16 protein-coding genes are annotated in these 16,718 nt (G+C 65.7%); 12 read left to right on the forward strand and 4 right to left on the reverse strand.

The window, feature by feature from the left end; all coding sequences use genetic code 11:
* Positions 1-281: 281 nt before the first annotated feature.
* A protein-coding gene (locus tag ACSDHM_RS06625; RefSeq protein WP_141653571.1) for an IS3 family transposase occupies positions 282-1,633 on the reverse strand; the annotation gives its coding sequence in 2 pieces (ribosomal slippage) (positions 282-1,186 and positions 1,186-1,633; 1,353 coding nt in all).
* A 222-nt stretch (positions 1,634-1,855) separates the two neighbouring features.
* Here ACSDHM_RS06625 and rsmD point away from each other — a divergent pair.
* The 6 genes from rsmD (at position 1,856) to ACSDHM_RS06655 (ending at position 6,667) form a co-directional block, all read left to right on the forward strand.
* A complete protein-coding gene (gene rsmD, locus ACSDHM_RS06630; protein ID WP_072168325.1) occupies positions 1,856-2,434 on the forward strand; it encodes a 16S rRNA (guanine(966)-N(2))-methyltransferase RsmD in 579 nt (192 codons plus the stop codon).
* A 26-nt stretch (positions 2,435-2,460) separates the two neighbouring features.
* Positions 2,461-2,970: a pantetheine-phosphate adenylyltransferase gene (gene coaD, locus ACSDHM_RS06635; protein ID WP_005416145.1), complete on the forward strand. Its 510-nt coding sequence runs from the start codon at positions 2,461-2,463 to the stop codon at positions 2,968-2,970.
* A 59-nt stretch (positions 2,971-3,029) separates the two neighbouring features.
* Positions 3,030-3,521, forward strand: coding sequence for a hypothetical protein (locus ACSDHM_RS06640; RefSeq protein WP_005409092.1), 492 nt, complete (start codon positions 3,030-3,032; stop codon positions 3,519-3,521).
* Positions 3,522-3,653: 132 nt separating this feature from the next.
* Positions 3,654-3,935 carry a YfhL family 4Fe-4S dicluster ferredoxin gene (locus tag ACSDHM_RS06645; protein WP_004153175.1) on the forward strand — a complete coding sequence of 94 codons (282 nt, stop codon included), beginning with the start codon at positions 3,654-3,656 and terminating at the stop codon, positions 3,933-3,935.
* Positions 3,932-5,662, forward strand: a complete 1,731-nt coding sequence (gene ggt / locus ACSDHM_RS06650) for a gamma-glutamyltransferase (protein WP_439426773.1) — start codon at positions 3,932-3,934, stop codon at positions 5,660-5,662. Before ACSDHM_RS06645 ends, ggt begins: the two co-directional genes overlap by 4 nt.
* 117 nt (positions 5,663-5,779) lie before the next feature.
* Entirely contained in the window at positions 5,780-6,667 is an 888-nt protein-coding gene (locus tag ACSDHM_RS06655; protein WP_072168323.1) for an MBL fold metallo-hydrolase, read from the forward strand.
* A gap of 41 nt (positions 6,668-6,708) precedes the next feature.
* Here ACSDHM_RS06655 and ACSDHM_RS06660 read toward each other — a convergent pair whose 3' ends face one another.
* Positions 6,709-7,002: a PsiF family protein gene (locus tag ACSDHM_RS06660; RefSeq protein ID WP_049413317.1), complete on the reverse strand. Its 294-nt coding sequence runs from the start codon at positions 7,000-7,002 to the stop codon at positions 6,709-6,711.
* Between the two features lie 185 nt (positions 7,003-7,187).
* Positions 7,188-7,820, reverse strand: a complete 633-nt coding sequence (upp, locus tag ACSDHM_RS06665) for a uracil phosphoribosyltransferase (RefSeq protein WP_188241255.1) — start codon at positions 7,818-7,820, stop codon at positions 7,188-7,190.
* 217 nt (positions 7,821-8,037) lie between these two features.
* On the opposite strand from upp, the gene ACSDHM_RS06670 reads away from it, so the two are divergent.
* The 4 genes from ACSDHM_RS06670 to ACSDHM_RS06685 are packed head-to-tail and all read left to right on the forward strand — an operon-like array spanning position 8,038 to position 13,655.
* The gene (locus ACSDHM_RS06670; protein WP_219629295.1) at positions 8,038-10,551 is read left to right on the forward strand and encodes a TonB-dependent receptor; all 2,514 of its coding nucleotides are present in this window, start codon (positions 8,038-8,040) and stop codon (positions 10,549-10,551) included.
* Positions 10,551-11,666, forward strand: a complete 1,116-nt coding sequence (locus tag ACSDHM_RS06675) for a phytase (RefSeq protein WP_439426774.1) — start codon at positions 10,551-10,553, stop codon at positions 11,664-11,666. Before ACSDHM_RS06670 ends, ACSDHM_RS06675 begins: the two co-directional genes overlap by 1 nt.
* A complete protein-coding gene (locus ACSDHM_RS06680) occupies positions 11,663-13,030 on the forward strand; it encodes a metallophosphoesterase (RefSeq protein ID WP_439426775.1) in 1,368 nt (455 codons plus the stop codon). The genes ACSDHM_RS06675 and ACSDHM_RS06680 overlap by 4 nt, the downstream gene beginning before the upstream one ends.
* Positions 13,031-13,040: 10 nt before the next feature.
* Positions 13,041-13,655, forward strand: coding sequence for an inorganic diphosphatase (locus ACSDHM_RS06685; RefSeq protein ID WP_439426776.1), 615 nt, complete (start codon positions 13,041-13,043; stop codon positions 13,653-13,655).
* Positions 13,656-13,674: 19 nt separating this feature from the next.
* On the opposite strand, the gene ACSDHM_RS06690 is transcribed toward ACSDHM_RS06685, so the two are convergent.
* Positions 13,675-14,259 carry an SMI1/KNR4 family protein gene (locus tag ACSDHM_RS06690; protein ID WP_053499158.1) on the reverse strand — a complete coding sequence of 195 codons (585 nt, stop codon included), beginning with the start codon at positions 14,257-14,259 and terminating at the stop codon, positions 13,675-13,677.
* A 109-nt stretch (positions 14,260-14,368) separates the two neighbouring features.
* Between ACSDHM_RS06690 and ACSDHM_RS06695 the strand changes: the two genes are divergently transcribed.
* Positions 14,369-15,784 (forward strand): cryptochrome/photolyase family protein, encoded by a 1,416-nt coding sequence (locus ACSDHM_RS06695; protein ID WP_088497190.1) that lies wholly within the window; start codon positions 14,369-14,371, stop codon positions 15,782-15,784.
* Between the two features lie 139 nt (positions 15,785-15,923).
* Positions 15,924-16,619, forward strand: a complete 696-nt coding sequence (locus ACSDHM_RS06700; RefSeq protein ID WP_005416156.1) for an OmpA family lipoprotein — start codon at positions 15,924-15,926, stop codon at positions 16,617-16,619.
* The last annotated feature ends 99 nt before the right edge of the window (positions 16,620-16,718 follow it).

The raw sequence follows: 16,718 nt of genomic DNA on the forward strand, positions 1-16,718 counted from the left end.
CATCCATGGCGCCAACGGTCCTGCCAACCCACACCGCCCCGCCTCTGACAGGTTCACTCGGCTGTTGGTAGGTGCCGACCGTTGGTCGGTACATCTGTCAGATATCGAATGAATTCATTTGTGCCGACCAACGGTCGGCACCCACGAGAGCAGAAAGCCGTTCCGACAGATCGCAGGAAACTGTCGAAGGCGGGGTGGGTCAGGTTGTGGGGGTGTCCGCGGCATGGATGCCGCGGCCAAGCCCCCATGGTGAAGTGACCCCCGAGACTTGGACGGTGGGGTCAGGCGGCTGCTTGGGCCTGTTCCCGGTACTTTACCGGGCTTAGCCCCTTCAATTTCAATCTGATTCGCTCTTGGTTGTAGTACTTGATGTACTCCACCAGCCCGGCCTCCAGGCTTTCGATGCTGTCAAAGCTGTTCAGGTAGAAGAACTCCGACTTCAGCGTCCCGAAGAAGCTTTCCATTGCCGCATTGTCCAAGCAGTTGCCACGTCGGGACATGCTTTGCTTCAACGAGTGCTTTTCCAGCATGTGCCGGTAGTTCTCATGCTGGTACTGCCAGCCCTGGTCGGAGTGGATCATTGGCCGCTCATCCGGCGAAAGCTTCTTGATGGCCTCCTCCAGCATCTGACCTACCAGATCGAACACAGGCTGGCGCTTGATCTGATAAGCCACGATTTCACCGTTGTAGAGGTCCATGATCGGCGACAGGTACAGCTTCATGCCTTGCACCTTGAACTCGGTGACGTCAGTCACCCACTTCTGGTTGGGCCGCTCGGCATGGAACTGGCGATTGAGGTCATTGCCAACCACAACATTGGCGGCCCCTTTGAAGGACCGGTAGCGCTTCACGCGTACCCGTGATTTCAGGCCCATCTCCCCCATCAGGCGCTGTACCCGCTTGTGATTGGTCCGATGGCCCTGATTGGCCAGTTCCAGCGTCACCGTGCGATACCCATAGCGCCCTTGGCTTTGATCGTAGATTGCCCGGATGCGCTCGCACAGGGCTGCCTCATCCTGATCCGGATGGGCCAGGACATGGTTCTGGTAATAGAACGTACTGCGTGACAGCTCTGCCGCTTCGAGCAGAAGCGACAGCGTATGAACCTGCCTCAATCCTTGGATGGCTTGCGCTTTGCGTCCTGCGCCGCCTGCTCTTCCCGGATCAAGGCATCGAGTTTTTTTAGGTAGTCGGTCTCCGCACGCAGATAGGCAACTTCCTTGAGCAGCTCATCGCGGCTCATTTCCTCAGGTGGCTTGGACGAACGGGTCTTTTTCATCGGCTTTCGGGGCGGCGGCGGAGGTGGTGCCAGCGCTTGGGCACCGCCTTGAGCATACAGGCGACGCCACCGACCCACCGCGCCGGCATCGCCAATTTGAAAGTAAGTGGTGGCCTCCCGCCCGGACATGCCGTCCTGGCCCATCTTCTTCAGGACAGCCAGCTTGAATGCGAGGTCATAGGACTGGGACTGGCGATGAAATCCCCGCCAACCATGCAGCCGATAGGTCGCCACCCAGCGCCTGACCGTGGAGAACTCCAGGCCGTAGCGACGAGCAACGGCTTTGACCGATGTGGAGGTCTTGCAGGCCTGTTTGGCGACCTGCAGTTTGAAACGCGCGTCGTATCTGTTCATGTATCCCTCGGGGTCGGATCTGATGTCCAACTCCCGGGGGTCACTTCATGGACGGGTTTACGGCGTCCCCCACAACCTGACCCGCCCCGCCAACCCACAGGAAACCAGCTTTTGAAGTTGCTTCGGCCGTTGCTTCGGACTCTGCGGGTGCCGGGCAAAGCCCGGCCGAACTACAATCCCACTCATGCTGAAATTCTTGAATACCTCCCGCCGGGGGCGCCAATGAGCGGCCGTGGGGGCAACGACGGGCAGGTCCGCATCATCGGCGGTCGCTGGCGCAATACCCGCCTGCCGGTGCCGACCCTGCCGGGACTGCGGCCCAGCAGCGATCGTGTGCGCGAAACCCTGTTCAACTGGCTGATGCCCAAGCTCGGCGGGGCCCGTGTGCTGGACCTGTTCGCCGGCAGCGGCGCATTGGGCCTGGAAGCGGTCTCGCGCGGTGCCGCCCACGCCACCCTGGTCGAGCGCGATGCGCAGCTGGGACGCAACCTGACCGCCGCCGTCGCCAAGCTGCAGGCCAGCGACCAGATCAGCGTCGTGCAGGCCGATGCCCTGCGCTGGCTGCAGGGTGCGCCCGCGCAGCAGGCCGATCTGGTGTTCATCGACCCGCCGTTCGCCGATGGCCTGTGGCAGGACGTGCTGGCCCAGCTGCCGCGGCACCTGGCCGCCGACGCCTGGCTGTACCTGGAGTCGCCGGCCGGCCACGTGCCGGTGCTGCCGCAGGGCTGGCTGCTGCACCGCGAGGGCGGCACCCGTGAGGTGCGCTTTGCCCTGTACCGCCGTGCCACTGCTACACTTTGACCTCATCTGAACATCTGCTACCGCCCATGACCGTGGCCAACCGCCGCATCGCCGTCTATCCCGGCACGTTCGACCCGATCACCAACGGTCACATCGACCTTGTGAGCCGGGCCGCGCCGCTGTTCGAAAAGGTCGTGGTCGGCGTGGCGCAGAGCCCGTCGAAGGGCCCGGCGCTGCCGCTGGAACAGCGCGTGCAGCTGGCGCGTGGCGCCCTGGCCCACCATGGCAATGTCGAAGTCATCGGCTTCGATACCCTGCTGGCCCATTTCGTACGTTCGGTCCAGGGCGGGGTGCTGCTGCGCGGCCTGCGCGCGGTGTCCGACTTCGAGTACGAGTTCCAGATGGCCAGCATGAACCGCCACCTGATCCCCGAGGTCGAGACCCTGTTCCTGACCCCGGCCGAGCAGCACAGCTTCATTTCGTCCTCGCTGGTCCGCGAGATCGCGCGCTTGGGCGGCGACGTGTCCGGTTTCGTGCCGGCCGCGGTGCTCGAAGCCCTGCGCAAGGTCCGCGAAGCGAAGGCGGCACAGTCGTAAGCCCGCCGTACCTGCACCCCATTACGTACAACACCACGCACCATTCCGGGAGGAAATCCATGAACACCACCATGCGCGCGATGCTGATCGCTTCGTTGGCCCTGGCCTTCACCGCCTGCAAGAAGGAAGAGGCCGCTCCGGTCGACGAGGCCAAGCAGGCCCTGGTCGCCCCGGCCAAGGACGACGATGCAGGCTGGAAGAAGTACCTGCAGGAAGTGGCCATCCAGAACATGGGCAACATCACCAACAGCCCGTTCCTGTACTACCTCTCGCCGGAATCGGATCCGGACTTCCAGGCCAAGTACGAGCGCCAGACCGAGAGCGCGACCCAGGCCGTGGCCCGTGGCGTGCAGCCGGGCAACATGCTGGCCTTCGGTTCGTCGGCCTCGGGCAAGATGGCTGACATGATCCAGGCCGTGTTCAAGGACGTGTCGCCGGATTCGATGAAGGGCGTGCGCGTCGTCTTCATCGGCCAGTCGGCCGACAACGCCCGCGTGCAGGCTGCGATCCAGCCGACCGGTGCCGAGTACATTTTCGTCGAAGCCAAGTAATACCGAGCCATGGCGGCCATGCTCCGGCATGGCCCGGGCGGCGTCCTGCCAGGGCGCCGCTGATGACCTGACCGGCCCGCGCGCCCGCGCTGGCCGGTCCTTTGTCCCAAGGCGCGGGCGAGGAGTATCGCCATGTCGCTGAAAATCAACGAGCTCTGCGTCAACTGCGACGTCTGCGAGCCGGCCTGCCCGAACCAGGCCATTGCGATGGGTGAAACCATCTACGTGATCGACCCTGCGCGCTGCACCGAATGCGTGGGTCATTTCGACGAGCCACAGTGCGTGGTCGTCTGCCCGGTCGAGTGCATCGACCCGGATCCGGAGATCGTGGAAACGGAAGACCAGCTGCTGGCCAAGCTGCGCCAGCTGCAGCACGATCACCCCGAACTCTATGCGGAGCCCCCATCCGAATGAAGACGCTGATCGTCCGCCCCCTGTTGCTGCTCGGCCTGCTGCTGAGCCCGATGGCCTGGGCCGACAGCCCGGCCCGTGCCGAGCGCCCCGACGGCGCAGCCATTGCCAGCGGCCACGCGCTGGCCACCCAGGCCGGTATCGATATCCTGGCGCAGGGCGGCAACGCCTTCGACGCTGCGGTGGCGGTCTCGTCCACGCTGGCGGTGGTCGAGCCGATCAGTTCCGGACTCGGCGGCGGCGGCTTCTTCCTTCTGCACGACGCGGCCACCGGCAAGGACGTGATGCTGGATGCACGCGAGACCGCACCGGCGGCGGCCACGCCGCAGGCCTTCCTCGACAAGCAGGGCAACCTGGACCGCGACCGCTCGGTCAACGGTGCGTGGTCGGCGGGTATTCCCGGCCTGCCCGCAGCGCTGGTCGAACTGTCGGCCCGGCACGGCAAGCTGCCGTTGTCGGCCTCGCTGCAGCCGGCGATCCGCATCGCACGCGAAGGCTTCCCGGTGTACGACCGCATGGCCAAGGGCTACGCGTCGCGCCGTGAAGTGATGGAGCGCTATCCCGGCACGCGTGAAGTCTATCTGCGCAACGGCAAGCCGATCGCCAGCGGTGACCTGTTCAAGCAGCCGGAGCTGGCGCAGACGCTGGAGCGCCTGGCCGCTGGAGGTTTCGACGGCTTCTACAAGGGCCAGACCGGAAAGCTGTTGCTGGCGGGCGTCAAGCAGGCCGGCGGCAAGTGGACCGCCGAAGAGCTGGCCGGCTATCGCGTGAAGCAGCGCGAGCCGATCGTGTTCAACTACAACGGCTGGAAGATCACCACCGCGCCGCCGCCGTCGTCCGGTGGCATCGCGCTGGCCAGCATGCTGCAGATCCTGGAAGGCTGGGACATCAGGAAGATGGATCCGGCGCACCGTACCCACCTGGTGGTGGAGTCGATGCGCCGTGCCTACCGCGACCGTACGTTCTTCCTCGGCGATCCGGACTTCGTGCAGATCCCGCAGAAGGTGCTGACCAGCAAGGACTACGCACAGGGCCTGCGGGCGACCATCCATCCGGAAAAGGCCACGCCCAGCGACCTGCTGTCGGGCAACCCGACGCCGCTGGAAGACGACGAGACCACGCACTTTTCGATCATCGACCGCGACGGCAACCGCGTCGGCGCCACCCAGACCGTCAACCTGCTGTACGGCTCGGGGCTCATTCCCAAGGGCACCGGTGTGCTGCTGAACAACGAGATGGACGATTTCGCGCTGAAGCCGGGTACGCCCAATGCCTTCGGCGTGATGGGCTACGAGGCCAATGCGCAGAAGCCGGGCAAGCGCATGCTCAGCTCGATGACGCCGACCTTCATGGAAAACAGCGACAAGGTGATCGTGCTGGGCACCCCGGGTGGCAGCCGCATCATCACCATGGTGCTGCTGGGCATCCTCGGCTACGACGCTGGCCTGGACGCGCAGCAGGTTGCCGCGCTGCCGCGCTACCACCACCAGTGGCTGCCGGACCTGATCGAAGCCGAGGATGATGCGTTCGACGCGGCGACGGTGAAGCAGCTGCAGGCGATGGGCCACAGGATCGACCTGCCGGGCGATGTCGCCGCCGGCGGTCGCGGTTCCAGCCACGTGTGGGGCAACCTGCAGACCGTGGAATGGGACCGCAAGGCGAACAAGCTGTTCGGTGGCAGCGACCCGCGCAATCCGGTGGGCAGTGCCCAGGTCGTGCCGGCCCACTGATGTGGTGGTGCCGGCCACTGGCCGGCAATCCGCAGATCACCAGGACCCCGCCAACCGGCGGGGTTTCCTGTTTCCTTTCTAGCGATTATTTAACGGTCCGGCGCCGATAATCGACGCATGAAACTCTGGTCTATTCGTGGAAACTCGCAGCGCCTGGACGGCGGCGCGATGTTCGGCAACGCGCCGCGTGCGTTGTGGGAAAAATGGGCGGCTCCGGACGAGCTCAATCGCATCGAGCTGGCCTGCCGTGCGCTGCTTGCCAGTCCGCTGGAAGGCAAGACGGTACTGTTTGAAACCGGTATCGGTGCGTTCTTCGACCCGCGCATGCGAGAGCGCTACGGCGTGCAGGAAAGCCAGCACGTGCTGATCGATTCACTGCGCGAAGCGGGTTTCGAGCACGAGGACATCGACGTGGTGGTGCTCAGCCACCTGCACTTCGATCATGCCGGTGGCCTGCTTGCCGCATGGAGCGAAGGGCGTGAGCCCGAGCTGCTGTTCCCCAACGCAACCTATGTGGTTGGTGCGCAGCATTGGCAGCGCGCCGTGCAGCCACACCCGCGCGATCGGGCCAGTTTCATACCTGAGCTGCCCGGCCTGCTGCAGGCCAGTGGCCGCCTGGAAGTGGTGGATGGCGAGTACTCGAAGGCGCTCGGCCGCAGCGTGCGCTTCAGCTACAGCGATGGGCATACGCCGGGGCTGATGCTGGCCGAGATCGTTGGTCATGCGCATGCCGGTGAAGATGCGCACGGTGGCGTGGTGTTCTGTGCCGACCTCATCCCAGGTCGTTCATGGGTGCACGTGCCGATCACCATGGGCTATGACCGCAATGCCGAATTGCTGATCGACGAGAAACGGCAGTTCCTTGAGGACAAGCTGGCGCGCAACGTGCGGCTGTTCTTCACCCACGACCCGCAGGTGGCGCTGGCGCAGCTGGGCCGTGATGACAAGGGACGTTTCGTGACCCTGCACGAACAGGGCGAGCTGAAGGCGCGCGCCCTGGGGTAATGGCAGAGCCGAGCGTGGGCTCGGCTCTGCATCACTCGTCGTTACGACGCCTTCAGGCAGCTGCTCATGAAGGTCTTGCGCGCATCGCCTGCCAGTTTCTTCGCGCCCGCGTCAGCGTTGCACTTGCGCATGCGTTCCTGCTGCGTATTGACCGGCTTGGTTTCGGCGGCCTGGCCACTGAGGCAGGAGCTCTGCGCGGTCTTGTAGGCATCCCCCTTCAAGCCCTTGTTCTTGGCCGAGCATTCGGCCATGCGTTGCTGCTGCGGGGTGGTGGCGTTGGCAGCCAGGGGCAGGCCGGCCAGCAGGACGGCGGCCAGCAGGAATGAGGCCTTCATCGCGAGCTCCAAGGGTGGCGGGTGCGCGGAGCATTCGCCTCCGGCCGGCAAGGCCACGTGAAGAATCACGCGTCGGCCACACCCGCGTCCACGGGCGTTCACGTGCCGCGGCGAAGCGCGCCCGCGAACGGTTGTCGGGTCAGAGCCCTCTCCTGCGGAGAGGGATCCAACCGCGGTTCGCCGGATCAGCCGACGCGGGTGCCGAAGATGCGGTCACCTGCGTCGCCCAGTCCGGGCAGGATGTAGCCCTTGTCGTTGAGCTGGGCATCGATGGCCGCAGTGTAGATTTCCACGTCCGGGTGCACGGCCTTCACTGCTTCGATGCCTTCGGGCGCGGCCACCAGGAAGATGCCCTTGATGCGACGGGCGCCGGCGCGCTTGAGCATGTCGATGGTGGCGACCAGCGTGCCGCCGGTGGCCAGCATCGGGTCGAGGATCAGTGCGTCGCGCTCTTCCAGGCGGCCGGTCAGGCGCTCGAAGTAGGGCACCGGCTGCAGGGTTTCTTCATCGCGCTGCAGGCCGACCACGCTGACACGGGCTGCCGGGATCAGCGACAGCACGCCGCTGAGCATGCCCAGGCCGGCACGCAGGATCGGCACCACAGTGATCTTGGCGCCGGCAATGCGCTGTACCGTCACCGGGCCGGCCCAGCCGGCCAGGGTGTGCGGCTCGGTATCCAGGTCGGCGGTGGCCTCGTAGGCCAGCAGCGTACCCAGCTCGTTGGCCAGTTCGCGGAAATCCTTGGTGCTGAGCGCAGCGTTGCGCATCAGGCCGATCTTGTGCTGCACCAGCGGGTGGCGCACTTCGACGATCTTCATGGTCGGGAAGGGGAATAGGGAGAGAGGCCGCCATTTTGCCGGATTGGCGGGGCGAAGCCCAAACCGGGCCCGGGGCCGCTGTACATGAAATGTGCAGAGGCATGTCACGGCCATGCAACCTTGCGGACATACCGTGCAGACCCATTCTTAACAGGAATGGGGATTCCCAGTGCATATCAAGACTCCGTTGGCCGTTGCCATCACCCTGACCCTGGCGATGGGGGCTGCGGCACCGCTGCAGGCCGCCGGGCAGCAGGCGGTAGCCGCTACCGGCGCCGTGGCGGCCGACGCGGTCGACCTGGACCGTATCGAGGTGCGCGCCCAGCTCGAATCGCAGATCCGCGCGGTCGACCTCAAGCGCGGCAGCGACGCCATCGAAGACGCGGTGTCCTCCGATGCCCTGGGCCAGTACCCGGACAAGAACGTGGCCGAATCACTGCAGCGCCTGCCGGGCATCAGCGTGACCCGTGACCAGGGCGAGGGCCGTTTCGTGGTCATCCGTGGCCTGGACGCCAATCTCAACAGCGTCAGCGTGGATGGCATCGCCGTGGGCACGCCGGAGGATTCCAGCCGTGCCGCGCCGCTGGACGTGATTCCGTCCGATTCCACCGAACGCCTTCGCGTGGTGAAGTCGCCGACCCCGGACATGCCCGGTGATGCCATCGGTGGTGCCGTGCTGGTGGAATCGGCCTCGGCCTTCGACCGCGACGGTCGCAGCCTGCGTGGCAAGATCGAGGGCAGTCACCAGCAGCTGTCCGGCGAGACCAGCCCGAAGGCGGCCTTCAACTACAGCGAAGTGTTCAACGACACCTTCGGCGTGGCGCTGGGCGTGAACTACCAGAAGCGCAGGTTCGAGTCGGACAACACCGAAGTGGAGTACGACGGCGAGGACGATGCCGCCCCCGGTGACGTGACCGCGATCAACCTGCAGCACCGCAAGTACGAGATCGAGCGCAAGCGCATCGGCGCCAACCTCAACCTCGACTGGCGGCCGGACGAAGACAGCCGGTACTACCTGCGCACGCTGTACAGCCAGTTCGACGATGCGGAGACCCGCCAGCGCGTGATCTTCAACTTCGACGACGCGAAGATGGTCAAGACCGGCACCGACCAGTACCGCCTGGATGGCATGCCGAAGGATTCGATCGACAAGCGCATGCGCTACCGCACCAAGAAGGAAAACACCTTCGCGGCCAGCCTGGGCGGCGAGAACAAGTTGACCAACGCCGTGGTCGATTACCGGATCGGCTACACCCGTACCGAAGAGCGCGTGAACGACGAGATGGAGGCGCGTTTCAAGCTCAACGGCAAGGCGTTCAACGGCAGCCTGGACCAGAGCAGCCGGCTGCCCAGCTACAGCTTCGACAACCCGCAGTGGCTGGACAACAGCAACTACGCGTTCGACCGCTTCGTGCTTTCGCCCAAGCAGGTGAACGACAAGGAGCACAGCGCGCAGGTCAACGTGCGCTTCGACGGCGACAGCAGCAGCATCAAGTTCGGTCTGCTGGGCCGCTGGCGCGACCGCGACGTGAATGTGGATGAGCGCGAACTGCGCGTCGGCCCGAAGGTGACGCTGGCGGGCTGGACCACCTCCTCGCCCGAACATCGCCACGGCAACTTCGGCGACGGTATGGATTCGGCTGCGATGCGTGCCTTCTGGGCAGCCAACGGCAGCCAGTACAGCGCCCGCCCGCAGGACGTTGGCGGCAATGCGATGACGTCGCTGGAAGAGGATTACGTGGCCAGCGAGGACATCTTCGCCAGCTATGCCATGGGTACCTGGGACGTGGGTGCGCTGCGCATCATCGGCGGCGTGCGCGTGGAGAACACCCGCTTCAAGGCGATCGGCAACCAGGTGGACGTGGCCGCCAACGGCCGCAGCTTCACCGTCACCCCGCGCGTGGCCAACAGCAGCTACACCAACGTGCTGCCGGGCCTGCACCTGCGCTATGACGCGGCTGATGACTGGGTGCTGCGCGCCTCGGCCAACAAGACCGTATCGCGCCCGTCCTTCGGCGACGTCTCGCCGCGCGTGGGTTACAGCCGCGGTGACGAGGAAGTGCGCCTGGGCAACCCGGAACTGGATCCGTACGAGTCGAAGAACATCGACCTGTCGGTGGAGAAGTACATCGGCAGCAGCGGCATCGTTTCGCTGGGCCTGTTCCACAAGTCGATCGATGGCTACATCGTCGAAACCGTGCGCACCAATGATCCGGCCTACGGTGGATTCGATGTGACGCAGCCGATCAATGGTCGCAAGGCCACCGTGCGTGGTGCGGAGTTCAACTGGCAGCAGCAGCTGGCCTTCCTGCCGGACGGCCTGGATGGCCTGCTGGTCGGCGCCAGTGGCACCTGGCTGGATACGAAGTTCGATGCCGGCATCAAGGACCGTGCGGGCGAGGACTTCACCCTGCCACGCGCCTCCAAGCACGTCTACAGCGCGCACATCGGCTATGAGAAGTACGGCTTGAGCACGCGCCTGGCGGCCGTGTACCGCAGCGAGTACCTGGACAGCATCGGCAAGGGCCGCGCGTTCGATATCTACGTTGCGCCGAATACCCAGCTCGATTTCTCGCTTGACTACAGGTTCACCCCGCGCGTGAGCGTGTACTTCGAAGCGCAGAACCTGCTGGACAAGCCGTTGGAGCTGTACCAGGGCACACGTTCGCGCACCCTGCAGCTGGAAGAGTACGGCCGCACCTATGCGCTGGGCCTGAAGGTGGCGCTGTGATGGGGCGTGGCGTCACTGTCCTGGCCGCCGCGCTGGCGGCTACGCTGGTCGCCGGCTGCATGCCGGCCACCGGCAGCGATCCGGTTGCGGGAGCGGCCGCGCCGGCCGCCGCGGGCGAGCGCGCGGTGACCACCATCGCCGAAGCCTTCCTGTCACCGATGACCCCGGCCGACAACATCGACTCGCCGGCGGCCTGGCGCGCGCCGGACGGCGCACTGTGGCTGATCGCCACCGCCAAGGCCACCGACAAGCTGGTGGTCTACGACGGCAGCACCGGCCAGCACCTGCGTGACGTCGGCAGCAGCGGCACCGCACCGGGGCAGTTCGATCGCCCAAACGGTATCGCGGTGATCGACGACCTGCTGTGGATCGTGGAGCGCGACAATCACCGCGTGCAGGTACTGCGCCTGCCGGACTTCACGCCGCTGGCGACGTTCGCTGCGGACGACCTGCGCAAGCCTTACGGACTGTGGGTCGACCGTCGTGCCGATGGCTACAGCGTCTACGTCACCGACTCCTGGGACAACGGCGAGGATGCACAGGGGCGTGACGTCCTGCCGCCGCTGGCCGAGCTGGACAAGCGCGTGCGCCAGTATCACGTGACCCGCAATGGTGAGAAGGTCGACGCGAAGCGGGTGGCCAGCATCGGCGATACCACCGAGGCGGGAGCGCTGCGCGTGGTCGAGTCGATCTGGGGCGATCCCGAGAACGATCGCCTGTTGATTGCCGAAGAAGACGAGAGCTACGCCAGCGAGTTCAAGGTCTACACCCTGGCGGGCCGCTTCACCGGCACCACCTTCGGCCGCGACGTGTTCAAGGCGCAGGCCGAAGGCGTGACCCTGCGCACCTGCGGCAAGGATGGCTGGTGGATCACCACCGAACAGGGCAAGCAGCGCAGCGTGTTCCATCTGTTCGACCGGCACACGCTGAAGCCGGTCGGCGCGTTCCAGGGCAATACCGTGGCCAACACCGACGGCATCTGGATGATGCAGCAAGCCAGCACGCGCTTCCCGCACGGCGCGCTGTATGCCGTACACGACGATCAGGGTGTGGTGGCCTTCGACTGGGAAAGCATCGCCAAGCAACTGGCGCTGCCGCTGGAGTGTGGTGCATGAGCCGGCAGCTCGTGATGCGCACGCTGGCCCTGGGCCTGCTGCTGGCGCTGCCGTCGCTGTCGATCGCGGCGGCCGAACCGAATACCCAGGTGCCGGCAGGTAGTCGCCACTACGCAGCGACGACGGTGCCGGACCGCATCGTCGCCTCGCCGGCGGCCGATTCCAGCCATGGGTTCGCAGTGGCCTGGCGCACCGATGGCAGCGTGCAGGCGCCGCTGCTGGAGATCGCAATGGCCGCAGATTCGCCGGCCATCGAAGGCATCCGCCAGGTTCGTGCGACGACCCGCGCGCTGCAGACCGAGAACGGCCTGTCGCACCACCATCGTGCAGATATCGATGGCCTGCAGCCGGATACCCAGTACGTCTACCGTGTGCAGGGCAACGGCAGTTGGAGTGCATGGAACCAGCTGCGCACGCTGGCTGCCGCCGACCAGCCGCTGACCCTGCTGTACTTCGGCGATACCCAGAACAAGAACGTCAGCCATGTCAGCCGCGTGATGCGTGCCGCGCAGAAGGCCGCACCGCAGGCACGCATGAGCCTGTTTGCCGGCGACCTGGTCAGCGGCGGCGACAACATGGATGACAGCGAGTGGGGCGAATGGTTTGCCGCCGTCGGCTGGCTGGCGCAGGAAATGCTGGTGGCGCCGGCCATAGGCAATCACGAGTACTTCGAGGAATTCGAGGACACCCCGCAGGAGCGCCGGGTGCTGGGCCGCCACTGGCCGGTCACGTTCGCGTTGCCGGGCAATGGTGCCAGCGCTGCGCAGCAGAGCAGCTACTGGTTCGATGCGCAGGGCGTGCGCGTGGCGGTGGTCGATGGCACTTCGGCACTCGACCTTGGCACGGCCAAGGCACAGGCGCAATGGCTGGACAAGGTGTTGACCGGCAATCCGCAGCCGTGGACCATCGTGTTGCTGCACCAGCCGTTCTACTCGCCGCGCGAAGGGCGCGAGAACGCCGCGCTGCGTGAGGTGCTGTTGCCGGTGGTACGCCGCCACAACGTCGATCTGGTGCTGCAGGGCCACGACCACACCTATGGCCGTCGTGGCGAGGGGCAGGCCGCAACGCCGCAGTACGTGGTGACTGTAGCCGGACCGAAGCAGTACCGCCTGTCCGATGAAGCGCGCAGGACGATGAACCCAGTGGCCGAAGACACCCAGTTGTTCCAGGTGTTGAACATCGACCCGCAGCGCCTGCGCTATGAAGCGCGCACCGTGACCGGCCGTCTCTACGATGCCTTCGAACTGCGCCGCGATGCCAAGGGGGGAAAACAGCGCATGGAGCTGACCGAAGGCCGCATCACGCCGCGTGATTGCCCGCGTGCGCAGACCGCCAAGGGTCGCGCCGATCGCTGCTGGGAATGAGGACACGCCGATGACCACGCCCCGTCGCATCCTTCCTCTCGCTGCCATCGGCGTCGCTCTGCTGTTGCTGACCAGTGCGGTGACCGCTGCCGATACCGTGCTGCATCCGTTCCTGGTGGCCCAGCCAAGGGAAGCCCCGCAGGAGGTGAATCTGGCGGTGGAGATTCCCGCCGGCAGCGTGACCAAGTACGAGATCAAGGAAGACGGCCTGGTGCATGTGGACCGCTTCCAGTCGATGCCGGTCGCCTATCCGGCCAACTACGGTTCGATGCCGCGCACGTTGGCTGGCGACAACGATCCGCTGGACGCGCTGGTGCTGACCCGTGAACCCCTGCATCCGGGCGTGATCGTACGCTTCCGGCCGATCGGCTACCTGAAGATGATCGACGGCGGCGAGCACGACGAGAAGATCATCGGCGTGCCGACCGACAAGGTTGACCCGACCTACGCCAACATCCGCGACCTGGCCGATCTGCCGGAGATCGAAAGACAGCGCATCGAAGCGTTCTTCCGGGTCTACAAGGACCTGCCGGCCGGGCGCAACGCGGTGCAGCTCAACGGTTGGGGCAACGCCGCCGAGGCGCGGGCGCTGATCAGCGAAGCGATGAAGCGCTTCGAAAGGTAGATCCGCGCCATGCGTGGATTCAGTCCAGCAACGTCTCGATGAACGATTCGGCCTGCAGGCGGTCGCCCAGTACCCGGGCCACCGCCTGTACGGCTGCGTCCTGGTGTTCAGGGCGGATGCCGCCATCGTCATCGTCGTTGTAAAGGTCATCGCCGGCATCGAGGTACACCGTGCCTGCTGCAGCCAGAGCTGCCATCAGGGTCGGCACGTCGGCAGCCATTTCGTCGGCATCCAGCAGGCCGGCACCGTGATGGCTGAACAGCACACGGCCGTCGTCCAGATCGAGGATGAACGGATCAGCGCTGCGATCGGCAATCACCAGCCAGTTCGAGGGCCAGTCGTTGATCCGTTCGCCGCTGATGCCATGCCATCGATAGCCGGCCTGATGGCTCCACAGGCGTTGCAGCGGCGGTATCCAGACATCAAGGCCGGGAACGGTGATGCCGGCGGTGCCTACCCGGGCATTGATCACTTCGCCCAGCGGCCCGACCTGCGCGTAGAAGCGTGCCAGTACCGGGGGCAGCGGGAACGGGCCCTGCCAGTCGCTCTCGTGCTGGGCATGCAGCAGCCCGAAGCGGGCGAATGAGGCGTGAAGATCATCCATGTCAGAGTCCATCGGGTAGCGGCCGTGCAGCCTAGCAGACGGCGTCTGCGCGCATCGCCTTCACCACCGCTGGCTATCATGTGCGCCTTCCACAACGAAGGCATTGCCTGTGTCGGTAGCGTTGGTATGGTTCCGCCGTGATCTGCGGCTGCAGGACAATCCGGCCCTGCAGGCCGCGCTGGATGCCGGTCACCATGTGGTGCCGGTCTACATCCACGCGCCGCATGAAGAGGGGGAGTGGACGCCGGGTGCCGCCTCCGATGCGTGGCGCCACCGTTCACTGGGTGCCTTGGATGCCGACCTGCGCACGCGCGGCTCGTCGCTGGTGCTGCGCAGTGGTGACAGCCTGCCGGCCCTGCAGTTGCTGATCGAGCAGACCGGCGCCGAGGCGGTGTACTGGAACCGCAAGTACGAGCCGGCCACCCAGCCTCGCGACGCCACCATCAAGCGCACGCTGCGCGAGCAGGGCGTCGACGCGCAGAGCTGCAATGGCAGCCTGTTGTTCGAGCCCTGGGACATCGCCACCCAGCAGGGACAGCCGTACAAGGTGTTCACGCCGTACTGGCGCAACGTGCTCAGTCATTGGCGCCTGCCGGCACTGCAGGCCGCACCGCAGGCACTGGCGACGCACGCGGTCGACAGCCTCGCAATTGATGATCTACAGCTTGCACCGACGCTGGATTGGGATACCGGCTTCTGGGAGCACTGGCAGCCGGGCGAAGCCGGTGCGCTGGAGGCGCTGTCGGTGTTCGAGGACGGCGCCTTGCGCGGTTACCGCGAGCAGCGAGACCTGCCCGATCGCGTGGGCACCTCGCGGATGTCGCCGCACCTGCATTTCGGTGAGATCGCACCGTGGCGCATCGCGCATGCGCTGGAAAGACGGCGCAGTGCCGGCACCGATGCCGACATCGACGGCTATCTGCGGCAACTGGGCTGGCGTGATTTCGCCTACCACCTGTTGCATCACTTTCCGAAGACGCCCACGGACAACCTCAATCCGCGTTTTGACCGCTTCCCCTGGGCGGCGCCGACTGCAGCGCAACTGCACGACTGGCAGCGCGGCAACACCGGCGTGCCGATCGTTGATGCCGGACTGCGCGAGCTGTGGCACACCGGCTACATGCATAACCGGGTTCGGATGATCGTGGCCAGTTACCTGTGCAAGCACCTTCGCGCGCACTGGCTGCATGGCGCGCGCTGGTTCTGGGACACCCTGGTCGATGCCGATCTGGCCAACAACACGATGGGCTGGCAATGGGTGGCCGGGACCGGCGCCGATGCCGCGCCGTACTTCCGGGTGTTCAACCCGGTCACCCAGGCCGAGAAGTTCGATCCGCAGGCCCGCTACATCAGCCGCTGGGTGCCCGAGCTGGCGGCGCTGCCGGTGAAGGCGCGGTTTGCGCCGTGGCAGCATCCTCTGCTCCTGGCCGCACACGCGCCTGACTACCCACGCACGCCGATGGTGGACCTGGCAGAGGGCCGCGATGCTGCGCTGGCGGCATACCGCCAGTCGGGGGCGGGGTAAAGGGTGACCCGAGCGATCCGGTCAGTTAGCTGAACGCGGCCCTGTCGGCGCACCGGATCATCATCCCGACATCGCATTCGGCTGTTTATCCTCTCTGCGCCCGCAAGCCGCCGGCCGACCGGAAACCAAGGAGAACCTCATGATCCGCAACACCACCCGCAACGTCGCACTGGCCCTGATGAGTGCGGCCGTCCTGTCGGCCTGCGCCACCGGCGGCTCCTATGTGCAGAGTGACCAGTACGGCAACCCGACCGAACAGCAGAACCGGACCGGCCGCAACGCGCTGATCGGTACCGCCATCGGCGTGGCGGCCGGCCTGCTGACCGGCGACAGTGCTACCGAGCGGCGCCAGCACGCGCTGATCGGTGCCGGTATCGGCGCACTCAGCGGTGCCGCCGTCGGCCAGTACCAGGATCGCCAGGAACGCGCACTGCGCGAGCGCACCGCCAACACCGGCATCGATGTGCAGCGCCAGGGCGACAACATCATGCTGAACCTGCCGGACGGCATTACCTTTGACTTCGGCAAGGCGACCCTGAAGCCGCAGTTCTATGGCTCGCTCAACGGCGTGGCCGGTACGCTGCGTGAGTACAACCAGACCATGATCGAGGTGGTTGGCCACACCGACAGCATCGGCAGCGACGCGGTCAACAACCGCCTGTCGAAGGAACGCGCCGACTCGGTCGCGCAGTACCTGATCGGCCAGGGCGTGCAGAGCGTGCGTATCGAAACGCTGGGCGCCGGCAAGGCGTACCCGATTGCCGACAACAGCACCGACGCCGGCCGCGCCAAGAACCGCCGCGTCGAGATTCGCGTGATTCCGCTCAAGCAATAACGCGTAGCGTTGCTGCTTGAGCCGGTCCGGCCATCGGCCGGAACGAAAATGCCGCCCTTGCAGGCGGCATTTTTTGTGGGTGCCGAGCGTTGCTCGGCA

The organism is Stenotrophomonas sp. T8 (assembly GCF_051853085.1).
GTDB lineage: Bacteria > Pseudomonadota > Gammaproteobacteria > Xanthomonadales > Xanthomonadaceae > Stenotrophomonas > Stenotrophomonas sepilia.